The organism is Flavobacterium sp. S87F.05.LMB.W.Kidney.N, from assembly GCF_004366435.1.
In the GTDB taxonomy this organism is placed as follows: Bacteria; Bacteroidota; Bacteroidia; order Flavobacteriales; family Flavobacteriaceae; genus Flavobacterium.
Map to the genome: position 1 here is coordinate 122,797 of NZ_SODX01000002.1, position 25,582 is coordinate 148,378.

A 25,582-nucleotide genomic window follows, 5' to 3' on the forward strand; every position below is an offset into this window, starting at 1 on the left:
ACGAAGGAGGAATCTCCGCAAGTAGCTCCTCAAAGATTGGTCATAACTTTGCGGAATATTGTCGCGGAGATTCCTCCTTCGTCGGAATGACATACTGTACGATTATATTTCTTAAAACTGGTTATCCAATAGAAAATCGAAACCCAATGCCATGAAGGTTTTCAATTGAGATGCCTTGTTCATTTGCTAATATTTTGCGAAGACGCGAAATAAAAACGTCAAGACTTCTGCCCATAAAATAATCGTCTGTTCCCCACAAAGAGGTTAAGATTTGTTCGCGCTTTAAAACCGAATTTTTATGATCTAGAAAGAGTTTCAATAATTCGGCTTCACGCTGGGTAAGACCTACTTTTTCTTCTTCATTAAAAAGAATAAAATTTTTAGTGTCAAACTGATATTTCCCAACTTCATAAATAGTTTTTACAGGCGCAATATTTTTCTGCGAACGTTTTAAAAAAATCTCAATTTTCAAAAGTAATTCCTCAATACTAAAAGGTTTTACCAAATAATCATCGGCTCCCAGACGTAATCCTTTAATTCGGTCTTCTTTTAAAGTTTTTGCCGAAAGAAAAATGATAGGAATATCAAGATCGATTTTTCTAATAGCTTCTGCCAAATCAAAACCATCCATTTTTGGCATCATAATATCAAAAATGCAGATATCAAAATCTTCTTCTTCAAAAGTTTGCAACGCCGCTTTTCCGTCAGAACAATGAATTACTTCATAATTATTCTGCTCCAAATTATCTTTGGTTAAAAATGCAAGAGTTTCGTCGTCTTCGGCATAAAGTATTTTGAAATTTCTCATTTTTTATAAGGAATTGATAAGGTTATTGTTACTCCTTTTTCAACATTATTTTCGGCTTTTATTTTCCAATTCTGCAGTGAGCAGATTTCTTTTACGTAATATAAACCGAGACCAAATCCGTTGACTTCATTACTTTTCTCGTTCTGAACACGGTAAAATTTATCAAAGATAAAAGATATTTTTTTAGGAGTAATCCCGATTCCATTATCAATAAACTCAAGTTTTAAACAATTTTTATCTTCGGTAATTTTGATTATTACTTCTGGCTTTACGCTGCAGTATTTTACAGCATTATCCAATAAATTATAAACTAAATTAGCAAAATGAAAAGTATCAGTTTCTATTGAATAATCATTCGATGAAGTTTCAATGGTAAAAACAGCATCTGGATATTTTAAATTGATGTTTGAAATTGCTTCTTCAATTATAGGAACAATTAGGATATTCTCTTTTTTAAGTTCTAAAGGAGCATAATCTGCTTTTGCAACATTTAGAATTTTTTCAATATGGCTATTTAACTTATTTCCTTGACTAATAATAATATCGGTATAAGTATATAACTTTTTATCATCTTTAATTGGCTTTTGCTCAATTAGATATTTAGAAGCGATAAGAATAGATGCCAGAGGCGTTTTAAACTCATGCGTCATGTTATTGATGAAATCACGCTGTAATTCAGAGTATTTTTTTTGCTGTAAAAGTTTAAAAATAGAATAAACATAAATCAGTAAAATTAAAATTAACGCCGTTGAAAGGATAAACCAAAAACGCATAGAACTAAATAAATACGTAGTTTCATTAGGAAAACGTACTGCGAAATAATAAACCAGATTTTTATGCTTAGGGAAATAAACAGTTTTTTTGCATTCTGCTTTTTTCTTTGAAAGCGAAATATAATCACCATAAATCATTTCATCACTCTGGCAGTTGTACATCGCGTATTCAAAATCTGTAGTGATATTCATTTTTTTGAATTCCGTTTTTAGATAAAACTCTAAAATTTCAGGTTCAAATTCATTATCGACATTTACAATATAATAATCGTTGGATATTTTCTGTACGGGATTCTGTACCGGCAGTTCATGATTTGTTCCTTCATAGAGCTTTTTTGCCACTTCCAGTAAAGCAATATGTGCTTTCTGGCTAAGCTTTTTTTGTTCAATTGTAAAAGCCTCTTTTGTCCATAATAATTGTGCCACCAAAATACTAATGATGGCTACCAATCCTAAGAGAATGATGCTGTTGAGTTTATTAATTTTCAAGAATAAGGAATTTTAAAAGTGTAATATTAATCAATTTTACCCTGAAAATAAGCGATTAACAAGTCATTAACAAACATTTGAAAGTGGTTAACAGCGATTTGGTTTTGTCTGAAATACCTTTGTAATATCAAATTAGAACTATAAACCATTTTAAATATATCCGTTATGAAAATGATTAAAATTTCGATGTTAGCTTTGGCTTTAGGGCTAATGTCTTTTTCGGCGATTGCTCCAGTAAAATCTTTAGTTTCAGAGACTAAAATTTCAGAAACTTCGGCTTCTACAATTACTTGGAAAGCAGAAACAATAGATGTTGGACAAATTCCACAAGGAACTCCAAAGGCAATTGTTTACGAATTTAAAAATACTGGAAAAACAGCTGTTGTGATTACAAACGTTAAAGGATCTTGCGGTTGTACGGCTACAGATTACACCAAAGAACCAATTCAGGTTGGAAAATCTGGAAAAGTTACTGCAACTTACAATGCTGCAAACAAAGGTGCATTTACAAAAACAGTTACTGTAACAACTAGTGCAGAAACAGCACCAAAAATCCTTACTTTAAAAGGTACGGTTATCTAAGAATTTTAATAGGTTGGTTATATGGCAAGCTCCAGACAAGTAATTGTTTGGGGCTTTTTTTATGCAGTTTAATTACTTTTAAAATCAGAAAAAAAGATAAATAAGATTTATTTGCGAAGACTTTGATTTAATAGAATTTTTTCTACTTTTAATAAAAAATTCTGGTATGAAAATTTGGTATTCGCTTATTATTACGGTTGTACTTTTTACTGTTTTTTCGTGTAACTCTAAAGCAGATAAAAAAGAGGAAAATTCGATAAAAACAGTTGAGAAAATTCCAGAATTAAAACTTACAATTGACAGTACTCGCGTTGCTGCATTTTATGAAAGTTATCCGAAACTTTCAAAATTTAAAAGTGATGTAACTTCTTTATATCAAAAAAATAAATCAACTCAATTGTGGCAGGATAATAAAGGCGTTGTAGAATTTGGTAATACTTTATTCAACCAATACAAAAATCTGGATCAAGAAGGATTAAAAGCAAATTTTCCATACAGCGAACAATTGAATTTGGTTTTTGATAATAATGCTGCCAAGAAATTATCAAAGGAAGATACGGATTTACTTCTTTCTAATCTCTATTACTATTATGCCGAAAAAGTATATGGAGGATTTGATGAAAAAACGGTTATTTCTTTAGAATGGCTTTTACCTCGTAAAAAGTTCAATTATCAAGTACTTTCAGATTCTATCTTTAAAAAATCGACCATTTTAGACGATAAGAAAAGAAAGATGTTCAGCCAATATTATAAACTTCGTGATGCTCTAAAAGAATACAGAGAAATTGAGAAAAAAGGAGGCTGGAAAACCATTGAAATGGGAGACGATTTTAAAAGTTTAAAATTAGGCGATTCTTCAAATGTTATAGCTCAAATTAGAGAAAGACTTTTTGTAACCAAAGATCTTAAAGAAGATACTAAAAGTGCAGTTTGTGATACGGTTTTAATAAAAGCCATGAAAAACTACGAACTGCGTCATGGTTATGCTCCAAAAAATATCATTTTAGCAGAACATATAAATGATTTGAATATTCCAGTTTCTGACAGAATAAAAACCATAATCGCCAATATGGAACGCTGCAGATGGATTGATCCTGAATTGGAAAAAGGGAAAAAGTACATCGAAGTAAACATTCCTGAATTTAAATTGTATTTAATAGAGGATGGAAAAATTGCTTTTACTTCGCCTGTTGTTGTGGGTAAAGCGATGACAAAAACCGTAATTTTCAGCGGAATGATGAACAATATTGTTTTTAGTCCGTATTGGAATGTGCCGCCGAGTATTATTGCAAAAGAGATAAAACCAGGAATGGCGAAAGATAAAAACTATCTTCAAAAGAAAAATTTAGAGTGGAATAACGGGGCAGTTCGCCAGCTTCCAGGAAAAAATAATTCTTTAGGATTAGTGAAGTTTTTGTTTCCAAATTCAAGCAATATTTATCTGCATGATACACCTTCTAAAAGTTTGTTCGAAAGGGAAAGCAGAGCTTTTAGCCACGGCTGTGTGCGTGTTGCAAAACCTCGTGAATTGGCAATTGAATTATTAAAGACAGATCCATCGTGGAATCCTGCCAGAATCGATAAAGCCATGCACGCCGGAAAAGAAAGCTGGTATACACTTAAGAAAAAAGTTCCCGTTTATATCGGATATTTTACAGCGTGGGTAGACCGCGAAGGGCAGTTGAATTTCTATAAAGACATTTATCAAAGAGATGAAAGTCTGTTGAAACTATTGACGGAAGAATAAAATTTTAAATTCCAATTCCAATAATAAGCTGGATAAATTCCAAATTCCAAAAATGGTTTTTTAAATTTTGTTTTATTCAGAAGGGAAAAAACGAACCCAGAGATTAATGGATTAAAAAGAATTATATAAAATGGGTGCTAATCTTTTAATCTGTGGCAAAAACTATTTAGATAACACATCAATACATTTATAAAAACGTTTGGTGTAATGTTCTGTATCAAGAGCTGTAATCGTAACTTGCTGTGCTTTTCCAGATGAGGCGTGAATAAATTTAGAATGCATTCCGTTGGCTTCGCATATAATTCCAAGATGACCAACTATAGTTTTGTCTTTGTAACCGTAAAAAACTAAAATATCTCCAACCTTAAAATCTTCAGGTTTTAGAGCTTTTCCCAAATTCTTATAACCGCTAGAACTTCTAGGCAATGTCAATCCAAAATTGCTATACACATAACTTACAAAACCAGAGCAGTCAAAACCTTTTTTCGGATTACTGCCTGCGTACAAGTAAGGTGTTCCTAAATATTGTTTGGCATATGCAATAATAGAATCCCGATCAATTTCGGCTTCAATTTTAGGATATTGAGTTATTTTTTGTTTCTCTTCCCTTTTTACAGTGAAAGAAGAAAGCAAAAAAAGAGCAAGTAAAAAAATATAAAGGATTGATCTCATTTTTTTAGTCTAATATAAGTTGAAACGTTAAAGATAAACCGTTATTTTATTTTAAAAGAACAAAAACACCCTTTAAAAGTACAAATAGCATTCGTTATCCTTCAAATGATGTGTTTATGTGGTGTTTTTTTATTGCATTTTGACATTTTAGTATCTTTCTGTCTAGTTCATTTCAAATATATTTGTGAATCGTATTTATATTTTAACAAATAAATTATGTTTCCCAAAAAAATAGCTCTTTTAATTTCGTTTTTGCTGATTTCGATCGTTTCGACTTCGCAAACTCAAAATTCAAGTAAAACTTTTTTATACCAAGGCCGAATTGATAAACTTCAAAATGATCAAGTCATTTTGATAGGAACCGCTTCTTCGGTTTCGTTTAATTTTATTGGAAATGAATGTTCAATTGCACTTCAGAGTGTAGATTCTTACGAACATCATAATTATGTTCAGTTGGTTTTGGATGGAAAATATATTGGAAAAATCAGGATTGAAAAAGGTGATGTTCAAACATTTCCAATAAAAGTGACTTCAAACAAAAAAGAACATCGTTTAGAAATCTATAAAAATACAGAAGCACAAAGCGGTAATATTTTATTTGCTGGAACAACAGCAAAACTGACTACAATTTCTTTTAAAAAGAAAAAGAAAATCGAATTTATCGGCGATTCTATTACTTGTGGCGCTGCAAGTGATCCGTCTGATATTCCTTGTGATAAAGGAGAATATATGGATCATCACAACAGTTATTATGCATACGGACCAAGGCTTTCCAGAGCTATTGGTGTTGATTATTTAATGAGCTGTGTTTCTGGAATTGGAATGTATCGCAACTGGAATGATGAAAACAAAGACGAAGCGATAATGCCCGACGTTTATCAGAATTTGTATTTAACGAAAGATCCTTCGAAACCTAAATATGATTTTGCTTTTCAGCCAGATATTATCAGTATCGCTTTGGGAACCAATGATTTTTCTGGTGGAGACGGAAAGAAAGAACGTCTGCCTTTTAATCCAGAAAAGTATGTTTCGAACTACATAAACTTCATCAAAATGTTGTACAACCATAATCCGAATGTGCAGATTGTAATTACAAATAGTCCAATGGTTGGAGGAGAAAAAGGGGGTGTTTTTGAAGATTGTCTAAATAAAGTTAAAAACGCTTTCGCGAATGATAAAGCGCATAAGGCAATTCAGATTTTCAAATTTAAGCCGATGACGCCTAAAGGTTGTTCAGGGCACCCAGATGTGGCAGATCACAAAGTTTTGGCAGATGAATATGCTCCATTTTTAAAAAGCTTATTACATGAAAAATAATATTTATAAGTTTGTTTTCTTTCTATTGATTTCCAATACTATGATGGCAAACGTTTCGCTTCCGAATATTTTTAATGATAATATGGTTTTACAGCGCAATTCTCAAGTGAAAATTTGGGGTTGGGCAAATCCAAAAGAAGAAATAAAACTGGTTTCTGGCTGGAATAATCAGGAATATAAAACCGTTGCCAATAATCAGGCAAAATGGGAAATAACGATTAAAACTCCAGAGGCTGGCGGACCTTTTACGATTTCTATAAGAGGCTATAATGAAGTTATTCTAAAAAATATTTTGATTGGCGAAGTCTGGCTTTGTTCGGGACAGTCTAATATGGAAATGTCAGCAAGCTGGGGAATTGACCATGGCGAAGAAGAAATGAAAAATGCAACGAATCCGAATATTCGATTTTTTACCGTTCCGAAATTGACTGCAGAAAGTCCACAAAATAATCTTTTAGGAAACTGGACAGAATCTACTCCAGAAACCATGAAATATTTTAGTGCGGTTGGTTATTTTTTTGCCAAACGTCTTCGTGAAGATTTAAAAAATGTTCCAATAGGATTAATTTCTTCGAATTGGGGAGGAACTCCAGCTGAAATCTGGATGCCGGAAGATGTTGTAAATAATGATCCGCTTTTACTGGAAAATGCCAAAAAACTAAACGAACAAGAATACGGACCAAGACAGCCTGGCCGTGCGTATAATGCAATGATTTATCCAATTGTCGGATTTAAAATTGCTGGAACGCTTTGGTATCAGGGAGAATCGAATGTAGGTTCTTTGGTTTATGATAAAACTTTAGGCGCCTTAATTACCTCATGGAGAAAAGAATGGAAGGATGACTTTCCGTTTTATTACGTTCAAATTGCGCCTTTTAAAACGGGAAGTAATAATTTCTCAAATGTTACGGTTAGAGATTCTCAAAGAAAATTATTGAAAGAAGTTTCAAAAACCGGAATGGTCGTTATCAGTGACATTTCAGATACGATTGATATTCATCCCAAAAATAAAAAGGATGTTGGAATTCGCCTTGCTAATTTGGCTTTGGCTGAAACCTACAAAGCCAATTCCAATTTGGTTAACGGACCGCTATTTAAAGTAATTACAGTTGAGAAAAATAAAGTGGTAGTTTCTTTTGATTATGCTGATGGATTGTATTTTAAAGATAAAAAATCGAATCAATTTGAAGTAGCGGGAGGCGATGGCGTTTTCTATCCAGCCGAAGCTTCGATTAAAAATAACGAAGTGATTTTGACAAGTAAAAAAGTTGTGAATCCTGCAAAAGTGAGGTTTGCATGGGGAAATACAATACAGTCAGATTTGTTTAATAAAGCGAATTTACCGGCTTCTTGTTTTACGTCGGAATTTTAGATTTTAGATTTTTTTGTCAGGCTGAGCGACCCCAAGGCTTCGGGAGAAGCCTCGCAAAGTTAATACCCAAAGTTTGTCATTACGAGGAACGAAGCAACCACATTTGCAAAATCCAGTTTGTGGCTAATTGTTATTGAGGTTGCTTCGTTCCTCGCAATGACAAGATTGTGTCTTTTGAAAATGCTTGCGTGAGGGATAGTAGTGGAAAGCCCACAGCCTGACGAAGGAAGAGCGAGGACTTGAAACGGATAGCCCGACCCGCCTTTTTCGGCGGGACACGCCCAAAAAACTTAGTAGCTCAGAACCTTAGAATCTCAGAATCTCAGTATCTTAAAAAAAAACTAACTAAACCACACATATGAAAAATAAAAAAATAATAACTATTGGGGTTTTTGCCCTTTTTACTGTTGGAAATATGAATGCACAAAAAAAGCCGTATCTGGATAAAAATAAAACTATTGAGGAAAGAATTGATTTGCTTTTGCCGTTGATGACTTTGGAGGAAAAAGTGGGGCAAATGAATCAGTATAACGGTTTTTGGGATGTAACGGGACCAGCACCAAAAGGCGGAACAGCCGAATTAAAATATGAACACTTAAGAAAAGGATTGGTCGGATCGATGCTGACGGTTCGAGGCGTGAAAGAAGTTCGCGCTGTGCAGAAAATTGCGGTGGAAGAAACGAGATTGGGAATTCCGTTAATAATTGGTTTTGACGTTATACATGGTTATAAAACGTTAAGTCCGATTCCGTTGGCAGAAGCTGCAAGCTGGGATTTAGAAGCGATAAAAAAATCGGCAGCAATTGCGGCGGATGAAGCTTCGGCATCTGGAATTAACTGGACGTTTGGACCAAACGTAGATGTCGCAAATGATGCGCGTTGGGGACGTGTGATGGAAGGTGCAGGAGAAGATCCTTATTTAGGCAGTAAAGTAGGTTATGCAAGGGTAAAAGGTTTTCAGGGAGAAACGGTTGCAGATCTTCAAAAAGTAAATACAATCGTAGCTTGTGCGAAACATTTTGCAGCTTACGGTTATGTTGAAGCTGGATTGGAATATAATATTGTGGATATCAGCAATTCTAAATTGTACAACTCCGTTTTGCCTCCTTTTGAAGCTACGGTTCAAGCGGGAGTTCGTACGTTTATGAACTCGTTTAATACCTTAAATGGCGTTCCTGCAACGGGAAATGCTTTTCTGCAAAGAGATATTTTAAAAGGAAAATGGAAGTTTGACGGATTTGTAATTTCTGATTATGCTTCGATTCGCGAAATGATCGCGCACGGATATGCAAAAGATGAAGCTGATGCAACAGCAAAAGCCGTAATCGCTGGTTCTGATATGGATATGGAATCGTATTTATACGTGGCAAAATTGGTTGATTTGGTAAAATCTGGAAAGGTAAAAGAAGCTTTGGTTGATGATGCCGTTCGAAGAATTCTACGTGTGAAGTTTGAATTAGGATTATTTGATGATCCGTACAGATATTGTGATGAAAAACGCGAAAAAGAAGTTGTGGGAAGTAAAGCCAACAATGAAGACGTTTTGGATATGGCGAAAAAGTCTATTGTTTTATTGAAGAATGATAAAAACTTACTTCCGCTAAAAAAATCAGGGCAGAAAATTGCTTTGATCGGAGCTTTAGCAAATGATAAAAACAGTCCGTTGGGAAGCTGGAGAATTGCCGCTTCTGATGATACAGCAGTTTCGGTTTTAGAAGGAATGCAGCAATATAAAGACAATCAGCTGACTTTTGAAAAAGGAGTTGATTTATTAAAACAAAAAGCAACTTTCTTAACGGAAACGGTTTTCAACACCACAGATAAAAGCGGATTTGAAGCAGCGAAAAAAGCGGCAAAAAATGCCGATATTGTCGTAATGGTTTTAGGCGAATATGGTTTCCAAAGCGGTGAGGGAAGAAGCAGAACTGATTTGAATCTTCCAGGTTTACAACAGGAATTATTAGAAGAAATCTATAAAGTGAATCCGAATGTAGTTTTGGTTTTAAATAATGGTCGTCCCTTAAGTATTCCGTGGGCAGCGGAAAATGTTCCGGCAATTGTAGAAGCCTGGCATTTAGGAACACAGACAGGAAATGCCGTTGCGCAGGTTTTATATGGAGATTATAACCCAAGTGGAAAATTGCCAATTTCTTTCCCGAGAAATGTAGGGCAAGTGCCAATTTATTATAACAAATACAGCACAGGAAGACCAATTGACAGTGATAAAAATGTTTTTTGGTCGCATTATATGGATGTGGAGAAAACGCCTCAGTTTCCTTTCGGTTTTGGATTAAGCTATACCAAATTTGATTATAAAGACTTGAAATTGAACAAAACTGCTTTCGCAAAAGGAGAAAAAGTGGAGGTAAGTGTTGAAGTAACGAATTCAGGAAATTATGATGGAAAAGAAGTGGTGCAATTGTATATTCATGATGAGTTTGCAAGTATCATTCGCCCAATAAAAGAATTGAAAGGTTTTGAATTGGTAAGTCTTAAAAAAGGTGAAACAAAAACGGTAAAGTTTGCTTTAACGGATAAAGAACTTGGTTTTTATGATAACGAAGGAAATTATTTAGTTGAACCGGGAACTTTTAAAATTATGGTTGGAGGTAGCTCTGACAAAGGTTTACAGGGTGGTTTTGAAATTAAAGAATAGAAGTTTGCCGTATAAGGCTCTAAGATGTGAGGTTTTAATCTCGCAAAGTCGCAGAGTCGCAAAGTTTTTTGAATAGCCTCCAGTTTTAACTGGAGGTTTAAGATTTAAGTTTAAAGGGCTTTAGCCAAACTTAACAGGTTTGGCTAAAGCCCTTTCGTTTGTGTTTATATCTCCATCCAGCTAAAGCTGGATGCTATTTAATCTTGATGTTAAAATTAACTTTGCGACCCTGCGAGATTAATTACTCAGATAAGATTTTCTCTCGCAGATTTAGCGGATGCGGCAGATTTTTTTATCTCCTAAATCTGCAAAATCTGCGAGAGTTTTTTGTATTTTTAAAACCTATAAAAACTCCAACCCTTAAATTAAAATAATGAAATATAACAGATGCGGAAGAAGCGGGTTATTATTACCTGAAATTTCTTTAGGATTATGGCACAACTTCGGTTCGGTAGATAATTTTGATAATGCTGAAAGTATTGCTGTAGAGGCTTTTGACAAAGGGATTACTCATTTTGATTTAGCCAATAATTATGGACCAGTTCCGGGTTCTGCAGAAACTAATTTTGGTAAAATTCTATGGCATAATTTTCAAGGAAACCTGCGTGATGAAATCATTATTTCGACAAAAGCGGGATACACAATGTGGGACGGACCTTATGGCGATTGGGGTTCTCGTAAATATTTATTATCAAGCTTAGATCAGAGTTTGAAAAGAATGAAAGTCGATTATGTTGATATCTTTTATTCGCATCGTCCAGATCCTGAAACGCCAATTGAAGAAACAATGATGGCATTAGATCACGCCGTGAGAAGTGGAAAAGCTTTGTATGTTGGAATTAGTAATTATTCGGCAGAGCAGACTCGTGTTGCAGTTGATGTTTTAAAACAATTGGGAACACCATGTTTGATTCATCAGGCAAAATATTCAATGCTGGAACGCTGGGTTGAAAATGGTTTATTAGATGTTTTAGAAGAAAAAGGAGTAGGATGTATTGCATTTTCGCCTTTGGCACAAGGACTTCTAACAGACAAATATTTAAAAGGAATTCCTGAAAATTCTAGAGCACATAATCCGAACGGACATCTCAAAGAAGATGAGGTTACACAAGAAAGAATTCAGAAATTAATTCAGCTGAATGAAATTGCTCAGAGCAGAAATCAATCTCTGGCGCAAATGGCTTTGGCTTGGCTGCAAAAAGACAAACGAATTACATCGGTTTTAATTGGAGCTAGTTCTGTAAAGCAATTGTGTAATAATATTGATTGTCTTCAGAATACGGAATTTTCGAATGATGAGTTAAATGCGATTGAGAAGATTTTATCTTAACTATATCAAACCTAACAGGTTTTTAAAACCTGTTAGGTTTCTATATTTTTTTTATTTTATAATCATCGCCAATCCACCACCGCTTGCTAATCGATACGTTAATTTCGTTGCCGAATCAATTGTAATGATTTCTCTTTTATAATCCGTTGCAGCTTTATCTGCATTTAAACCGTCTGAGAAAATCTCGGCTTGGAATTTTTTGCCTTTTTCAAGGAAAGAAAAATCGATTGTAATATCTCTGGAATCCCAGTTTGTAATGGCGCCTAAATACCACGTATTGCCTTTTCTTCTGGCAATGGAAATGTATTTACCAACTTCACCATTTAAAGAAACCGTTTCATCAAAAGTTGTTGGAACTTTAGCAATAAAATCGGTACTTTCCTGCTCTTTCATAAAAGCTGTTGGACTGTCTGCCATCATTTGCAAAGGCGCTTCAAAAATGGTGTAAAGTGCCAGTTGATGACATCTTGTTCCCTGACTCATTGGGTTGGAATGACTTGGTTTGAATTCGCTTTTTGTAGCATTTCGCATTGCGCCAGGCGTATAATCCATTGGGCCGGCCATCATTCTGATAAATGGAATCGTACAATCATATAACGGAACATCGTCATTTGGTGTCCATTTATTATTTTCCAAACCTTTTACACCTTCAAAATTTAAGATATTTGGAAAAGTTCGCTGAATTCCGGTTGGTTTGTACATTCCGTGAAAATCAATAATCAATTTATGATTGGCTGCTCTTTGAGCAATATCGTAAACGGAACTGACCATTTTAGCATCGTCACGATCTATAAAATCAACTTTAAAACCTTTTATGCCTAGCTTTGCATAATTATCGAAAACGGCTTCTGTTTTATCATGTATGGCCATCCAAGAAGCCCACAAAATAATTCCAACGTTTCTGTCTTTCGCGTAGGCGATTAAAGCTTCGAGATCGACATTCGGATTGTGTTTCATAATATCGGTTTCTACGCTCCAGCCTTCGTCTAAAACCACATATTCCACTTTGTTTTGAGAAGCAAAATCAATATAATATTTATAAGTCTGCGTATTAATTCCAGCTTTAAAATCTACATTGTAAATATTCCAATCATTCCACCAGTCCCACGCTACTTTTCCGGGTTTTATCCACGAAACATCTTTTATTTTGGATGGCTCGGCCAATTTCTGAACCATATCATTATTGGCTAAATCCGCATCATTTTCAGAAATCACAATTGCTCTCCACGGAAAAGTTCTTGTTCCTTTGGTTTTTACCAAATAATCGGCTCTTTCTGTAATTAATTTGTTGAGGTAATTAAATCCGCCGTTGGTTTCCTTTAACGGATATTTAGAAAATCGAGATTCAAAACCAGAATTGTTTTTATTATTGGTTACAAACAGTCCCGCGTAATCTTCCAGATTTGCTTCTAAAAAAACGGCTTTTTTATGATTTTTATAATCAATTAAAAAAGGTAAAAAGGCTAAAGTATCTTTTTTGAACTCGCTGATTTTTTTGTTTTCATAATGCGATTCAAACGATGAAATAAATGGATCTTTCGGATTTCGTAAATCGCGGACGTAAGGCATTAAAGTATTGTAATCCTGATCAAAGTTTAAAACCACTTCTTCAGATTTAATAGTAATATCTTTTTTGTTTTTTGTACTAAATCGGTACGCAGCGCCATCATCAAAAACGCGATATTCGATGCTGAAATCATTTTTGAAGTTTAAAATCAATTGATTGTAATTGTTTTGAACTGATTTCTTTTTGTATAAAGGTGTTTCAAATGAAGTATTTACAGTTTCCTTTTTTGAATTTAAAACAACAGCATTTTTCCCTAAAACAATATTTCCTTCCAAAGTCATAGACATTTCCGATGGAGTCAAAATCACATCGTTTTCATGCAAAATTGTCCAGCTGATTTTATCATCAACATTAATTTTAACTTCAATTTTTCCGTTTGGAGATTTTACAGTAAAATCCTGTTTCTTCTGCGAAAAAGATAGGTTTAAGAAAAATAAAAGCAGCAATATTGTTATAGCGTTTTTCATCAATTTTTGATTTGTTTTTTCTGTAGAGAAGCACCGCAGTGGGTCTACGCCCAGTTTACGTTCCATATATTCGTTGCACATAAGACGCACTGCGGTGCGTCTCTACAGAAAATAGGGTTGAATAATTTTTTAATTCTTCAATTCTAGGTTGTATTTCTTAACGATTTCTAAAGTCGATTTATCGCCGTTAAAAACAGAATTTAATCCTTGTGGTTCTTGCGGAGGATCTGTTGTAAGTGGTTCGCCTGGATTCCATTTTCCCGTTTCATTAACGGCTTTTCCTTCACCGCCGTATCCCCAAAAATTCGCAGCCTGCAACGGACCTCCGTTTTTATGACTTTCTAGAACTCTTCCAAAAATATAACTGTAAAATTTATCTCTGTAGATCGACGAAGCTCCAGCATTTAAGTTTTCATTTTCCCTCGGAAGACCAAATTCTTCTATAATAATTGGTCTTTTTAAATTATTTGCCACTTTAATATGATCGTCAATATATTTTCCAGCGTTTTCGATTGTTTTTGGCATTGTAGCTTCGGCATTATCGGCTTTAAACCAATTCCAGTTTTTTGGCCAGATATGCATGGTCAAATAATCAATGTTCGGATTTTGGTGCGTTCTTTCGAAAATTTCCATGCTGTCGTTCGAACTGTTTTTTCCTTCAGAACCCGTAGAAACCAAGTGATTTTTATCTAAACTATCAATTAAATCCACAATGTTGTTTAACCATTTTGTGAATTTAGCTTCATTTTCTACTGTAAAAAGTCTTGGTTCATTTCCAACCTGCCATGCCATAATGGTGTTGTCTTCGTTGTATTTCTTTTTAGAATAAGCATTTGTTCTTCCAATAATAAACTTTACATGATTATTTAAAGCTTCCATGCAAGGTTCGCAGCTGTGAAACTGTTCTGTATACGACATAAATTGAGGCCAAGTGTTTGGCGGAATATTCGGAACCGGAATTGCACCTTTACCGTTCCATTCTAGATATTGCGACATTCCGCCCGACCATTCCCAGTTATTTGTCAAGTACAAAACGGCATACATATTACGTTTGCTCATTTCATTGATTAAAAAATCTAAACCATCCAAAAGATCTTCATCATATTTTCCCTGCTCATATTGCAAAGCCGGGCGAACCGTAAAATCGTATTTTCCTCCATCCGCACCAACCAAAACACGAAGGTTATCAATTCCGTTTTTCTTCATTAAATCCAACTCGCGTAAAAGTCTTTTTCTGTCCCCAATTTTTTTAGAAGCAAGCATACTGCCGTACCAATAATTGGTTCCGATGTAGGCATAAGGTTTATCACCTTTATAAAACTGCGTGCCTTTTACCGTTATTTTTTCCTGCGCCTGACAAGCAATTGTCGACAAAAGCAGTGTTAGAGAAAGTGTTTTGAGAAATCTGTTTTTCATGATTTATATTTTAAGGAGCTGTTTCCCGCTATCCGCTGTATCTTTTATGGTGAACCCCACCATAAAAGGATGCCGCTTCTATCAGGGCTAGGACTTTACGTTACTTTAGACCTTTTTATTTATATCGTTTAAGGATTTCGTTTTAAAAATTCTTCTTCAGAAAGCGTTGTTATTTTAATATCATCAAAAAATACAGTACCGTTAGTTTGGGCAAGAGCGAGCATTATCCTAATCTTTTTAGCATCTGCAGGAACCTTTATGGCTTTTTTGTAATTGATCCAGCTTGTGGTACCTTTTGCATTGCCAATTAATTCAGAGCTGATTTTCTTTTCAGCATCAGTGGTAAATTCGATAATTATTGCGGCAGCTTTGTAATCTTCTTTTTGGATTTCTACACCGTCGGTTTTCATCCATGCACTGCATTCGATTGCAAAAGTATTTCGCGGAATTGAAACAACTTGATCAAAAGCCCTCCATTCTGCACCAGTATATTGATTAATCAGCGCACCATTTTTCCCAGATTTTTTATCATACGTAGAAAGAGCACCATTTTCTTCGCCTCTCCAATTTACAAACTCGTATTCGAAACCTGCATTTTTTATAAGATTTGTTTGCGCGGTTATTATTGTGGTCATAAATAATAAACTAAAAAGAAAAAAATGTTTCATAAGCGACTGTAAATTAGAGTTAAAATCAATAAAGTTATTCTTTAATACGCTGTATAAGTTCCAAACAGGCTCGGCCATTATGATAAGGACATTTCCAGAATCCGGCTTTGTCTTTTTCGATTAAAGAATAGTCGTGGTAAATTCCCCAAACCCATTCTCCGTTTTTCTGATCGAGAATATGTTTTTTTATGAATTTCCAATTTTTGTAAACAATTTCCAGATATTCTTCTTTTTCAGTTAATTGGTAAGCGTTGTAAAAACCAATTAAAGACTCCGCTTGCGGCCACCAATGTTTTTCCGCAATTAATTTGTTTTTCTCCGGATCAAATTCGTACCACAAACCTCCATCAGAATCAAGTCCTTCTTTTGTAACTTCAGCAATTTGAACGGCGTATTTTTTATAATTTTCGATCAGTTTTTCATTGCCCGAAATTTCCGCACACTGCTGTAAAAGCCAAGCTGCTTCAATGTCGTGGCCATATGAAATAACATCTGGTTTTTCGACCCAATTTTCGTTGAAAAATAAACGTAAATGAGCAGTTTCAGTATTAATGAAATATTTCTCGATTGTTTCTAATAATTCAATAATATCTTCAAGCAGTTTTTCATCTTTCCAGACTTTGTATAAATTTACATAACCTTCAATAATATGAAGATGCGTATTCATAGTTTTCTTTTCATTCGCATCTTTTGCACTCAAACGTAAATCTTCAATTGGCTGCCAATCTCTTGTAAAAGCTTCAAAATAGCCTTTGTTTACAGGATCGTAACTGTGTTCTTGAATTTTTAGATATAAATTTTTAGCAATTTCTAAAGCTTTTTCATTTTTTGAAATCACATAATATTCAGACAATCCGTAGATTGCAAATGCTAAAGCATAAATTTGATTTTTGGTGTCTTTTGGAGTTTTATCCTCATTAATGCTCCAAAAAAGACCGCCAAATTTTGTGTCATAAAAATAAGCACTGAGAAATTCAAATGCTCTTTCTGCCAATTTTTTGTGGTTTTCGTTTTTTGTGGTTTGATAACTGGCAGAGAAAGTCCAAAGAATTCGGGCGTTTAAAACCGAACCTTTTTCTGCATTTTCAATTCTTTGATCATTAAAATCGATCTGACCTGCAAAACCGCCATTTTGCTCATCAACAGTATGTTCTGACCAATATTTTAAAATGGAATCAAGTTCTGAGGTGAGTTCAGATTTTAAAAGCTTTCTTTGTAATGACACGATATATTAAATTGCGTTGTTTCTTTCGATTTGATCAATAATAGTCTGTACAGAACCTGCAGAAATAAAAGTGTCTGCTGGTGCATTGGTAACATAATCAACTAATTTCTCTACGGTTGAAACTGCTACGTGCATTCTGGTGTCTGAAGAGGCATAATAGACATAAACAGTTCCGTCATTATCTTCAATCCATCCGTTAGAAAATAAAACATTCGAAACGTCGCCGACTCTTTCAGTTCCTTCTGGTCCCATAAAATGTCCGGCAGGAACGTGTGTGACTTTTGTAATATCATTCAAATCTGTCATGAACATATACAAAGTGTAACGTAAACCTGCAGCAGTATTACGGACTCCGTGTGCCAAATGCAGCCAGCCTTTTGATGTTTTGATAGGAGCAGGGCCAAGACCATTTTTCAATTCATAAATAGTATGATATTGTTTTCCAAAGATGATTTTTTCTTCTTTAACAACAGGGTTTGTCATGTCTTCCACATAACCTAAACCAATTCCACCGCCACTTCCAACATCAATGAAACCATCTTGAGGGCGTGTGTATAAAGCGTATTTTCCGTTTACAAATTCTGGATGTAAAACAACATTTCGCTGTTGTCCCGTATTAGAAATTAAATCCGGAAGCCTTTCCCAGTTTACTAAATCTTTTGTACGGACTATTCCAGCATTGGCTACAGCCGAACTTGTGTCGCCTTTTGGTGCTTTTGGATCTTTTCTTTCAGTACAAAAAATGCCGTACACATAACCATCTTCGTGATGAATCAAACGCATATCGTATACATTTGTGTCTGGTTCTTCGGTTTGCGGAATTACGCAGGGTTTGTCCCAAAACTTGAAATTGTCAATTCCGTTTGGACTTTCGGCAATGGCAAAAAATGATTTTCTGTCGATTCCTTCTACACGAACTGCCAATAAATATTTGCCGTTCCATTTCATTGCACCAGCATTAAAAGCAGCATTTATTCCGATTCTTTCTTGCAGGAAAGGATTTGTTTTTTCGTTAAAATCAAAACGCCAGTTCAACGGAATGTGCGCAGCAGTTACTACAGGGTTTTTGTAACGGTCATAAATTCCGTTTCCAGCAGCTTCCTGAGGTGCATTTTTTTGTTCAAGAAGTGTTTTATGTTCTTTTTCTAATGCCGATTTTCTTTCTTGAAAAATGGCTGAAGATGTTATCGTTGTCATATTAATTGATTTCGGTATCTGTACTAATTTATTTTTGGTCTCGTTTTTGGTTTAAATCTTGTTCAATTGTTTGAAGTTTTTCTTCAGATAATGGATAAAATGCTATAAAAGCTACCGATATTCCAGCTGCTATTGCCGGAAGTATACTCAGCATTAATTGAATTCCGTTTTGAGCGGTTGCAGTTTGTTCTACATTTGCCTGAAAACCGTAATAACCTAAAAGCCATCCAGCTCCAGCACCGCCAATTGTCCATCCAAATTTTTGCGACATGGAAGATGCAGAAAATACCAGTCCTGTAGCTCTTCGTCCTTGTTTCCATTCAGAATAATCGGCACTGTCTGCGTACATTGACCAGATTAATGGAAAAATACAGCCTGCACAAATACTTATTAAAACTTGGAAAATCATGATTAAGAAAATATCTTCTTTTCCGAATAAATAGAAAATCAAACTAAGAATTGCTGCCAGTGCCATTGCACCAAAAAAGGTTTTCTTTTTACCAATTCTATTTGCAATTGGCGTCGCTGCGATCACTCCGATGATGTTGGCGGCTTGTCCTAAAACTAAATATATTGATGTTGGAGTCATATGAAAATCGGTTCCGAAAAGCGAAAAATCGAAGTTTATACTGCTGCTTACATAATATTTGAAATAGTAAACCGCAGCACCATCTCGAATTGAATTGAAAACTAATGCGCCAATTCCAGCTCCCAATAAAATCCACCAAGGTCTATTTTTTAAGAGGTCTTTTAAATCCTCTTTTAGATTGTTTTGTTCGTCTCCAATTGGTTGTACTCTTTCTTTTGTAAATGCAAAACAGGCCCAGAAGAATATAGTTGTAATTAATCCGAAAACGGCAATTGTTGTCAGCCAGCCTATTTTTGAATTTAAGTTTCCTCCAAAATAATTTACCAAAGGTTCAATCAGCCAAAGTGCCAAAAGACTTCCTCCAAAAGCAAAAACCATTCGATAAGAAGAAAGTGTGTTTCTTTCTTTTCTATCAGACGACATTACCCCCAAAAGTGAGGCATAAGGAACATTGATTAAAGAATAAATCATCATCATTAAAGAATAAGTGACGTAGGCGTAAATTATTTTTCCTTTTTCGTCAAAATCTGGAGTATAAAAAGTCAAAACTCCAATCACGGCAAATGGTATGGCGACCCAAAGTAGGTAGGGTCTGAATTTTCCCCATTTACTTTTTGTTCTATCAGCTAAAATTCCAACAATTGGGTCAAAGCAGGAATCCCAGATTCGGGTAATTAAAAACATGGTTCCGACTATAGCAGGCGCTAATCCGAAAACATCGGTGTAGAAAAACAACAGATACATGCTGAAAATTTTCCAGAACATAGATGAAGCAGCGTCTCCAAGACCGTAACCTATTTTTTCTTTTAAACTAATTTTGTCGTGCATTAGATTTTTTTTAAAGGTTGTAATTTAAATTTGGGCAGTTATTTTAATTTTTTTTGAATATCTTTTTCAAATATAGTTTGATCTAGATTATAAAAATCGACAAAATCTTTTTCACTTACTTGTCCTGAGAAAGGTGCGTAATAATGCATTTTTTGCTCTTTTTCCTGCCAGCCGTGATTTCTCCAAAGTAACACATAAGAAATTTTATAATCTCCAATTGCTTTTAGTAAAGTTCCTGTCCACCATTTTGGGTCTGGAACAGCTTCATAACCAGCTTCGGCCAAAGCTATTATTTTATGTTTTTTAATGTTGATTTCATTTAAGATTTTAAACTGATTTTGAACTTCGGCAATAAATTTTTCTCCATTTGGATCGTTGCTATTTTGGTAAGAGTCAAAACTTAAAATATCGGCGTAATTATCTCCAGGATAGTTAGCTAAAAAATCTGCTTCACTTCCAAAACCACCTGTATTGTAAACGTAAATTAAATTGTGGACACCTTTCTTTTGTAGATAATCAAAGGTAAATTTCCAAGCCGTTTTAAATTCTTCTGGGGTACAATTTCCTTTTCCCCACCAAAACCATCCGCCGGTAAGTTCATGAAAAGGTCTGAAAAGTATTGGAATGTTTTTGCCGTTTTTATCTCTTAATGACAGAAAAAATGTAGCCGCTTTATCTAACCAAGAAGTAAATTTTTTGTGGTTTTCGGCTCCTGGTAAAATTGTTTTTAAAGAGTTTGGAGTGTGATCCCAAGCATCTTTTCCTGTTGCGGGATTGTCAAAATGCCAGCTTATAGTTGAAATTCCGCCTCTTGCATTGGCTTCAATAATGTATTGTTTCATTTTGGCAAAAGGAACGCCGTCAATATTATTAGGTTTTTCATTTTCCAAACCTGCAATATCCCAGCCATATAAAGCTGGATAATCGCCCGCTACATCTTTTACATCACTTCGACCGTCTTCATATTTCCATTTCACGCCGTAAGCCAAATCATCTTGATGTCCGAATAGAAAACCTTTTTGAGATAAAGTATTTAGGTTTTTATAAAGTGTCTTAGTTTCTGTAGTTGCTTTTTTATCTGAAAGTGACAAATTAGTATTATCTATACTTTTTTGCGCTATGCATGAACTGGTAAGTATTGTTACTGTCAAAAGTGTTAAAAAGTGTTTTTTCATTGCAGATTAGTTAGTTTGTTTTTCGGCTAAAAGCAAAATAAACAAGTGGTTATGGTTTGGAAATAGTATTGTTTTGTCTATCGTAAAATCATTATGATTTTATTGCTAAAATTATTAAAACTATAAAAACATATTCAATTAAAAATGATTAATGTTTATTATTAATGTTCTTTTTAAAGAAATGATAATTTATTTTTTCAAAGATAATTGGATGATTATAGTAGAATTAATATTATTTTATCAATTATATATCATATTATTGCAGTCAAAAAACAAAATAGTAAGTTACTGATAATAATTCTGAGATGAGCACTACGAAAAATTTTTATAGAGAAATTGCACCGCTTGCTGCTAGCGACAGCTTTTTAGTTTTTGACCGAGTTAAAGACAGCTTTGATTTTCCTGTTCATTATCATCCGGAATTTGAAATTAATTTTATTTTAAACGGAAAAGGTGTCAAGAGAGTTGTGGGAGATAATATTGAAGAAATTGATAATATCGAACTCGTTTTAATTGGCCCAAATTTATATCACGGCTGGGAGTTGAGTAAATGTACCAGTAAAAAAATTCATGAAATAACGATTCAGTTTCATAATGATTTATTTCATGAATCCTTATTGTCAAGAAGAATTATGAATCCGATACGAGATATGTTTAACAGATCTATTCACGGAATTCTTTTTTCGAAAAAAACAGCAGAAGAATTGACGCCAAGACTTGTAAGGCTTTCGAAACTAGACGGAATGGATTATTTTTTAGAAATTACCTCTTTATTATATGATCTGGCAAATTCTAGAAATCAGCGTCTGCTTTCGACTTATACAGTTGACTATGATACTTTTGATGACTACGATAAAATGAAATTGGTCTACGAATATGTGCAGAAACATTTTGCTGAAAAAATTACTTTAGAAGACGTGGCAAATGTAGCGAGTATGTCTATTATTTCTTTTAATAGATTCATTAAAAAACGTACAGGTAAAACTTTTGTCAATTATATAAATGATATTAGAATTGGTTACGCTGCTCGCTGGCTGGTAGAAAAAGATATGAGCGTTTCTGAAGTTGCGTTTAAATCTGGGTTTAATAATATTGCCAATTTTAACCGCAGTTTTAAAGCGACAAAAAATTGTACTCCGAGTCAATACAGAGAAGATTTTTCTGGATTGAAACGTATTTTATAGTGATACTTTTTTGTCACTACTAAATATTATTTTTAACGAAATCGTTTGATTTTACGCTTTTTGTTGATTTTTATATAGGTGTTAGGTTCTTTTTGAGGATTGTTGTTGCGAATAATTTAATTTTTATATGGTTTTATTTTCATATGTGTTTTTTTAATCGCTTAAAGTAAAAATATTATCATTAAATGATATAATATTATCGATTTGATAATTCTCTCTGTTATAGATTTGTTAAATAATTTAAGAGTTTGATATACCAGGCTTTTTGATCTCTTAGATTGGCAATAAAACAAATTTAAACTAACCAAACACTTATTATGAAAAAACTAATGACTAGCTTCATTCATTGGAAGGCCGACCACAGAGCTGTTCCTTTGATATTATTTTTGTTACTGACCAGTAATTTTATTACTGCGCAGGTAAAGGTTTCGGGGACGGTATCTGATGAAAAGGGATTATCTATCCCAGGGGCAAACGTATCAGTTGCAGGTTCTAAAGCAACGGTTTCAACTGATTTTGACGGTAAATATTCTATCGATGTTCCTGCAAATTCAACTTTATTATTTTCTTTTATTGGATTTGCTACGCAGAAGGTTGCTGTAGATGGTAAATCGACTATAAATGTAATTTTAAAATCAAATGCTGAAGATTTAAAAGATGTAGTTGTAATTGGTTACGGTACTCAAAGGAGAAAAGATGTAAATAGTGCTATTTCTAGTGTTGCGGCAAAAGATATTGAGAACCTAAAAGTAGCCTCATTTGACCAAATGCTTCAGGGTAAAGCTGCGGGGGTAGTTGTAAATAGTAACTCTGGAGAGCCGGGAAGTAATGTTTCTGTAAGGATTCGTGGAGTTTCTTCTTTAACAGGTACTAATGAACCTTTGTATGTAATTGATGGTGTGCCTATTTCTGGTGATGCGAGAAACTCTTCTACTTCTGGAAGAAATGCAGCTGGAGATTCTAACTTTTCAAACAACGGAAATATTACTGTAAGTCCATTAGCGCTTATTAACCCAAGCGATATTGAGTCTATTGATATCTTGAAAGATGCTTCTGCTACTGCAATTTATGGTTCACGCGGAGCAAATGGAGTTATCATTGTAACTACTAAATCAGGGAAAAAAGGTACTGGGAAATTGTCTTTTGAAAATTCATATTCAATCAGTAATCTTCCTAAGAAACTGCATTCTATGAATTTGCAGCAATATGCTACTCATCAAAATGCTTTGGCAGATGTTTATGATCCGTCATCAAAACGTCCAGAATTTGCTCATCCTGAACTATTAGGAAAAGGTACAGACTGGCAGGATGCTATTTATGAAACAGGATTAATGAGTTCTAATCAGTTGTCTTTTTCAGGCGGAAAAGAAGGGATTAACTATTATATCTCTGGAGGTGTTTTGAATCAAGAAGGTATCGTAATCGAATCTGGATTTAAAAGATACAATGTTAGAGCTAATATCGATGCTAAGGTAAACAGCTTTATTAAAGTTGGTATCAATGTAAGTGGTGCAATTACAGATGAAAAACTTACACTGAACGGACAGTTTAATGGAGTTGTAGCTACTTCTCTTTTGGCGACTCCAGATGTGGCAGTAAGAGAATTGGATGGTGCATTTGCTGGACCAACAAGTGGTATTTCATTTGTTAATCCTGTTGCAACCTCTTTATTAGGTTCAAATACATTAGTAAGAAAAAATTATTCTGGAAATTTTTATACTCAGGTTGATATTCTTAAAGGTTTAGAATATCGTTTTGAAGCGGGAGGATATATCTACGACAACTTAGGACAACGATTTGATCCAATGTATTCTTTGGGTAATGCGGTGAAAAATTACGCTAATCTATATTATAATCCGTCTTCTGGTAATTCATGGAACTTAAAAAACATGCTTACGTACAGAAAAACGATTGATAAACACAATTTTACAATTTTAGCTGTTCAAGAGTCAAACAGAGCACATTGGGAAGGATATTCTATGGAAGGAAATGGTTATAAAGATAATAGTAACCAGACGCTTGCCGGCGGTGATTTAGCAAAAGCAGTCCTTAAAAGTACTTATTCTGGAACTCAAACTTTATCATCTTATTTAGGAAGGGTGGTTTATGATTACGCAGATAAATATGGTATTTCTGCTGCAGTAAGAACAGATGGATCTTCTAAATTTTTCGTAGGAAATAAATGGGGTGTTTTTAGTTCTGCCAGCGGTTCTTGGAAAATTTCGAATGAATCTTTCATGGAAAGCACTAGAAAATATGTTGATAATATCAAGTTAAGATTTGGATGGGGACAAACTGGAAACAATCAAATCGGAAATAACTTATACGATTCTAATCTTCACGTAGTGGTAAGTTCTATGGGAACTTCTTATCTTCCTTCAAATACTCCAAATAAAGATTTGAAATGGGAGACGCAGGATCAAACGAACTTAGGTTTAGATTTTACTTTGTTTCAATCCAAATTTACAGCATCGGTTGATGTTTATAAAAAAGTGTCTAAAAATTTCTTGTATCAGGTTCCGTTGCCAAATTATCTTTCTGGAGGCGGTGATTATGAAGGTGGTGTAAATCCTCCATATTTTAACCTTGGAAGTATGCAGAATAAAGGTATCGAGGTAACTCTTGGCTATCATAATAAATTCTCAGAAAACTTCTCTTGGGATTCTAGTTTGAACTTTACCAAGTATGAAAATAAAGTTACAGACATGGCAGGTTTAAATATTATAAAAACAACAAATACACTTGCTTATAGTACTGTAAGTGTTTCAAGAACGCAGGAAGGTCTGCCAATAGGTTCGTTTTTAGGATATGAAGCTGTAGGGATTTACAGAACTGATGAAGATTTATTAAAATACGGACATGTTGATGGTTCAGGAAATAGAGTAGTCTTAAAAAACGGAACAAACTCTTTACTGCCAGACTTTGTAAAAGGTGATGTTATTTATAAAGATTTAAATAATGATGGTAAAATCGATCAAAACGATTTAACGAATATTGGAAATCCAAATCCAAAATTCACTTACGGTTTTACAAATAACTTTAAATATAAAAATGTCGATTTATCGATTTTCCTTCAAGGAACTGCAGGAAATAAATTGCTGAATTTAACTCGTGCATCGGGAACGATGAATAGTAACTTGGGAACTAATTATTTAACAGAAGCTGCCGATTTCTATTCTGCGAATAACTTAGATGCTTCGCTTCCGAAACCTTCTAGTTACGATCATATCAATAATGCCGTTTCTACCCGTATGATAGAAAATGGTTCTTATTTAAGAATTCAGAACGTAACTTTAGGATATTCGTTGCCATCGGATATAATTTCAAAAATCAAACTAACAAGATTGAGAATTTATGCTTCTGGACAAAACTTATTCACTTTTACAAAATACAAAGGTTATGATCCTGAGGTGGGTGCTTATAATCAAGATGCATTAATGTCTGGAATTGATAACGGACGTTATCCTGTGCCAAGACTAATTTCTTTTGGTTTTAATGTTGAATTTTAATAAAAAATAAT

Annotated in this window: 18 protein-coding genes; 8 read left to right on the forward strand and 10 right to left on the reverse strand. The window is 34.2% G+C overall.

Features of this window, described 5'->3' with window-relative positions:
- Positions 1 to 121: 121 nt before the first annotated feature.
- Both EDB96_RS06405 and EDB96_RS06410 read right to left on the reverse strand, forming a co-directional pair.
- Positions 122 to 808, reverse strand: a complete 687-nt coding sequence (locus EDB96_RS06405; RefSeq protein WP_057116860.1) for a response regulator transcription factor — start codon at positions 806 to 808, stop codon at positions 122 to 124.
- A complete protein-coding gene (locus EDB96_RS06410) occupies positions 805 to 2,070 on the reverse strand; it encodes a sensor histidine kinase (protein WP_134139783.1) in 1,266 nt (421 codons plus the stop codon). The genes EDB96_RS06405 and EDB96_RS06410 overlap by 4 nt, the downstream gene beginning before the upstream one ends.
- Before the next feature lie 165 nt (positions 2,071 to 2,235).
- Here EDB96_RS06410 and EDB96_RS06415 point away from each other — a divergent pair, with 165 nt between their 5' ends.
- Both EDB96_RS06415 and EDB96_RS06420 read left to right on the forward strand, forming a co-directional pair.
- A complete protein-coding gene (locus EDB96_RS06415; RefSeq protein ID WP_134139785.1) occupies positions 2,236 to 2,652 on the forward strand; it encodes a DUF1573 domain-containing protein in 417 nt (138 codons plus the stop codon).
- A 166-nt stretch (positions 2,653 to 2,818) separates the two neighbouring features.
- Positions 2,819 to 4,399 carry a murein L,D-transpeptidase gene (locus EDB96_RS06420; protein ID WP_134139787.1) on the forward strand — a complete coding sequence of 527 codons (1,581 nt, stop codon included), beginning with the start codon at positions 2,819 to 2,821 and terminating at the stop codon, positions 4,397 to 4,399.
- Between the two features lie 162 nt (positions 4,400 to 4,561).
- Here the strand turns inward: EDB96_RS06420 and EDB96_RS06425 are convergent, their stop codons facing one another.
- The gene (locus EDB96_RS06425) at positions 4,562 to 5,071 is read right to left on the reverse strand and encodes a C40 family peptidase (RefSeq protein ID WP_134139789.1); all 510 of its coding nucleotides are present in this window, start codon (positions 5,069 to 5,071) and stop codon (positions 4,562 to 4,564) included.
- A gap of 216 nt (positions 5,072 to 5,287) precedes the next feature.
- Here EDB96_RS06425 and EDB96_RS06430 point away from each other — a divergent pair, with 216 nt between their 5' ends.
- From EDB96_RS06430 to EDB96_RS06445, 4 genes are all read left to right on the forward strand, one after another.
- On the forward strand, positions 5,288 to 6,388 hold the full coding sequence (locus tag EDB96_RS06430; protein ID WP_134139791.1) for an SGNH/GDSL hydrolase family protein: 1,101 nt from the start codon (positions 5,288 to 5,290) through the stop codon (positions 6,386 to 6,388).
- Positions 6,378 to 7,760, forward strand: coding sequence for a sialate O-acetylesterase (locus tag EDB96_RS06435; RefSeq protein ID WP_134139793.1), 1,383 nt, complete (start codon positions 6,378 to 6,380; stop codon positions 7,758 to 7,760). The genes EDB96_RS06430 and EDB96_RS06435 overlap by 11 nt, the downstream gene beginning before the upstream one ends.
- A gap of 358 nt (positions 7,761 to 8,118) precedes the next feature.
- Complete coding sequence (gene bglX / locus EDB96_RS06440; RefSeq protein ID WP_134139795.1) at positions 8,119 to 10,416, forward strand: beta-glucosidase BglX; 2,298 nt, start codon at positions 8,119 to 8,121, stop codon at positions 10,414 to 10,416.
- Positions 10,417 to 10,789: 373 nt separating this feature from the next.
- Positions 10,790 to 11,746, forward strand: a complete 957-nt coding sequence (locus EDB96_RS06445; RefSeq protein ID WP_134139796.1) for an aldo/keto reductase — start codon at positions 10,790 to 10,792, stop codon at positions 11,744 to 11,746.
- A 51-nt stretch (positions 11,747 to 11,797) separates the two neighbouring features.
- Here EDB96_RS06445 and EDB96_RS06450 read toward each other — a convergent pair whose 3' ends face one another.
- The 7 genes from EDB96_RS06450 to EDB96_RS06480 form a co-directional block, all read right to left on the reverse strand.
- Positions 11,798 to 13,780: a glycoside hydrolase family 97 protein gene (locus tag EDB96_RS06450; RefSeq protein WP_134139798.1), complete on the reverse strand. Its 1,983-nt coding sequence runs from the start codon at positions 13,778 to 13,780 to the stop codon at positions 11,798 to 11,800.
- A 129-nt stretch (positions 13,781 to 13,909) separates the two neighbouring features.
- Positions 13,910 to 15,196, reverse strand: coding sequence for a glycoside hydrolase 5 family protein (locus tag EDB96_RS06455; RefSeq protein ID WP_134139800.1), 1,287 nt, complete (start codon positions 15,194 to 15,196; stop codon positions 13,910 to 13,912).
- 128 nt (positions 15,197 to 15,324) lie between these two features.
- A complete protein-coding gene (locus tag EDB96_RS06460) occupies positions 15,325 to 15,831 on the reverse strand; it encodes a hypothetical protein (RefSeq protein ID WP_134139802.1) in 507 nt (168 codons plus the stop codon).
- 67 nt (positions 15,832 to 15,898) lie between these two features.
- The gene (locus tag EDB96_RS06465; RefSeq protein WP_134139803.1) at positions 15,899 to 17,089 is read right to left on the reverse strand and encodes an AGE family epimerase/isomerase; all 1,191 of its coding nucleotides are present in this window, start codon (positions 17,087 to 17,089) and stop codon (positions 15,899 to 15,901) included.
- 6 nt (positions 17,090 to 17,095) lie between these two features.
- Positions 17,096 to 18,286, reverse strand: coding sequence for a glycosidase (locus EDB96_RS06470; RefSeq protein ID WP_134139805.1), 1,191 nt, complete (start codon positions 18,284 to 18,286; stop codon positions 17,096 to 17,098).
- Positions 18,287 to 18,314: 28 nt separating this feature from the next.
- Positions 18,315 to 19,703, reverse strand: a complete 1,389-nt coding sequence (locus tag EDB96_RS06475; protein ID WP_134139806.1) for an MFS transporter — start codon at positions 19,701 to 19,703, stop codon at positions 18,315 to 18,317.
- A gap of 38 nt (positions 19,704 to 19,741) precedes the next feature.
- Positions 19,742 to 20,878 (reverse strand): glycoside hydrolase family 26 protein, encoded by a 1,137-nt coding sequence (locus tag EDB96_RS06480; protein WP_134139808.1) that lies wholly within the window; start codon positions 20,876 to 20,878, stop codon positions 19,742 to 19,744.
- A gap of 305 nt (positions 20,879 to 21,183) precedes the next feature.
- Here EDB96_RS06480 and EDB96_RS06485 point away from each other — a divergent pair, with 305 nt between their 5' ends.
- Both EDB96_RS06485 and EDB96_RS06490 read left to right on the forward strand, forming a co-directional pair.
- Positions 21,184 to 22,062: a helix-turn-helix domain-containing protein gene (locus EDB96_RS06485; protein WP_134139809.1), complete on the forward strand. Its 879-nt coding sequence runs from the start codon at positions 21,184 to 21,186 to the stop codon at positions 22,060 to 22,062.
- 317 nt (positions 22,063 to 22,379) lie between these two features.
- The gene (locus EDB96_RS06490; protein ID WP_134139810.1) at positions 22,380 to 25,571 is read left to right on the forward strand and encodes a SusC/RagA family TonB-linked outer membrane protein; all 3,192 of its coding nucleotides are present in this window, start codon (positions 22,380 to 22,382) and stop codon (positions 25,569 to 25,571) included.
- Positions 25,572 to 25,582 lie beyond the last annotated feature (11 nt).

Coding starts and splice junctions, on each gene's coding strand:
- EDB96_RS06490 (WP_134139810.1), top strand. CDS start 22,380: ATGAAAAAACTAATGACTAGCTTCATTCATTGGAAGGCCGACCACAGA.
- EDB96_RS06485 (WP_134139809.1), top strand. CDS start 21,184: ATGAGCACTACGAAAAATTTTTATAGAGAAATTGCACCGCTTGCTGCT.
- EDB96_RS06425 (WP_134139789.1), bottom strand. CDS start 5,071: ATGAGATCAATCCTTTATATTTTTTTACTTGCTCTTTTTTTGCTTTCT.
- EDB96_RS06455 (WP_134139800.1), bottom strand. CDS start 15,196: ATGAAAAACAGATTTCTCAAAACACTTTCTCTAACACTGCTTTTGTCG.
- EDB96_RS06430 (WP_134139791.1), top strand. CDS start 5,288: ATGTTTCCCAAAAAAATAGCTCTTTTAATTTCGTTTTTGCTGATTTCG.
- EDB96_RS06475 (WP_134139806.1), bottom strand. CDS start 19,703: ATGCACGACAAAATTAGTTTAAAAGAAAAAATAGGTTACGGTCTTGGA.
- EDB96_RS06480 (WP_134139808.1), bottom strand. CDS start 20,878: ATGAAAAAACACTTTTTAACACTTTTGACAGTAACAATACTTACCAGT.
- EDB96_RS06445 (WP_134139796.1), top strand. CDS start 10,790: ATGAAATATAACAGATGCGGAAGAAGCGGGTTATTATTACCTGAAATT.
- bglX (WP_134139795.1), top strand. CDS start 8,119: ATGAAAAATAAAAAAATAATAACTATTGGGGTTTTTGCCCTTTTTACT.
- EDB96_RS06460 (WP_134139802.1), bottom strand. CDS start 15,831: ATGACCACAATAATAACCGCGCAAACAAATCTTATAAAAAATGCAGGT.
- EDB96_RS06470 (WP_134139805.1), bottom strand. CDS start 18,286: ATGACAACGATAACATCTTCAGCCATTTTTCAAGAAAGAAAATCGGCA.
- EDB96_RS06415 (WP_134139785.1), top strand. CDS start 2,236: ATGAAAATGATTAAAATTTCGATGTTAGCTTTGGCTTTAGGGCTAATG.
- EDB96_RS06420 (WP_134139787.1), top strand. CDS start 2,819: ATGAAAATTTGGTATTCGCTTATTATTACGGTTGTACTTTTTACTGTT.
- EDB96_RS06405 (WP_057116860.1), bottom strand. CDS start 808: ATGAGAAATTTCAAAATACTTTATGCCGAAGACGACGAAACTCTTGCA.
- EDB96_RS06450 (WP_134139798.1), bottom strand. CDS start 13,780: ATGAAAAACGCTATAACAATATTGCTGCTTTTATTTTTCTTAAACCTA.
- EDB96_RS06435 (WP_134139793.1), top strand. CDS start 6,378: ATGAAAAATAATATTTATAAGTTTGTTTTCTTTCTATTGATTTCCAAT.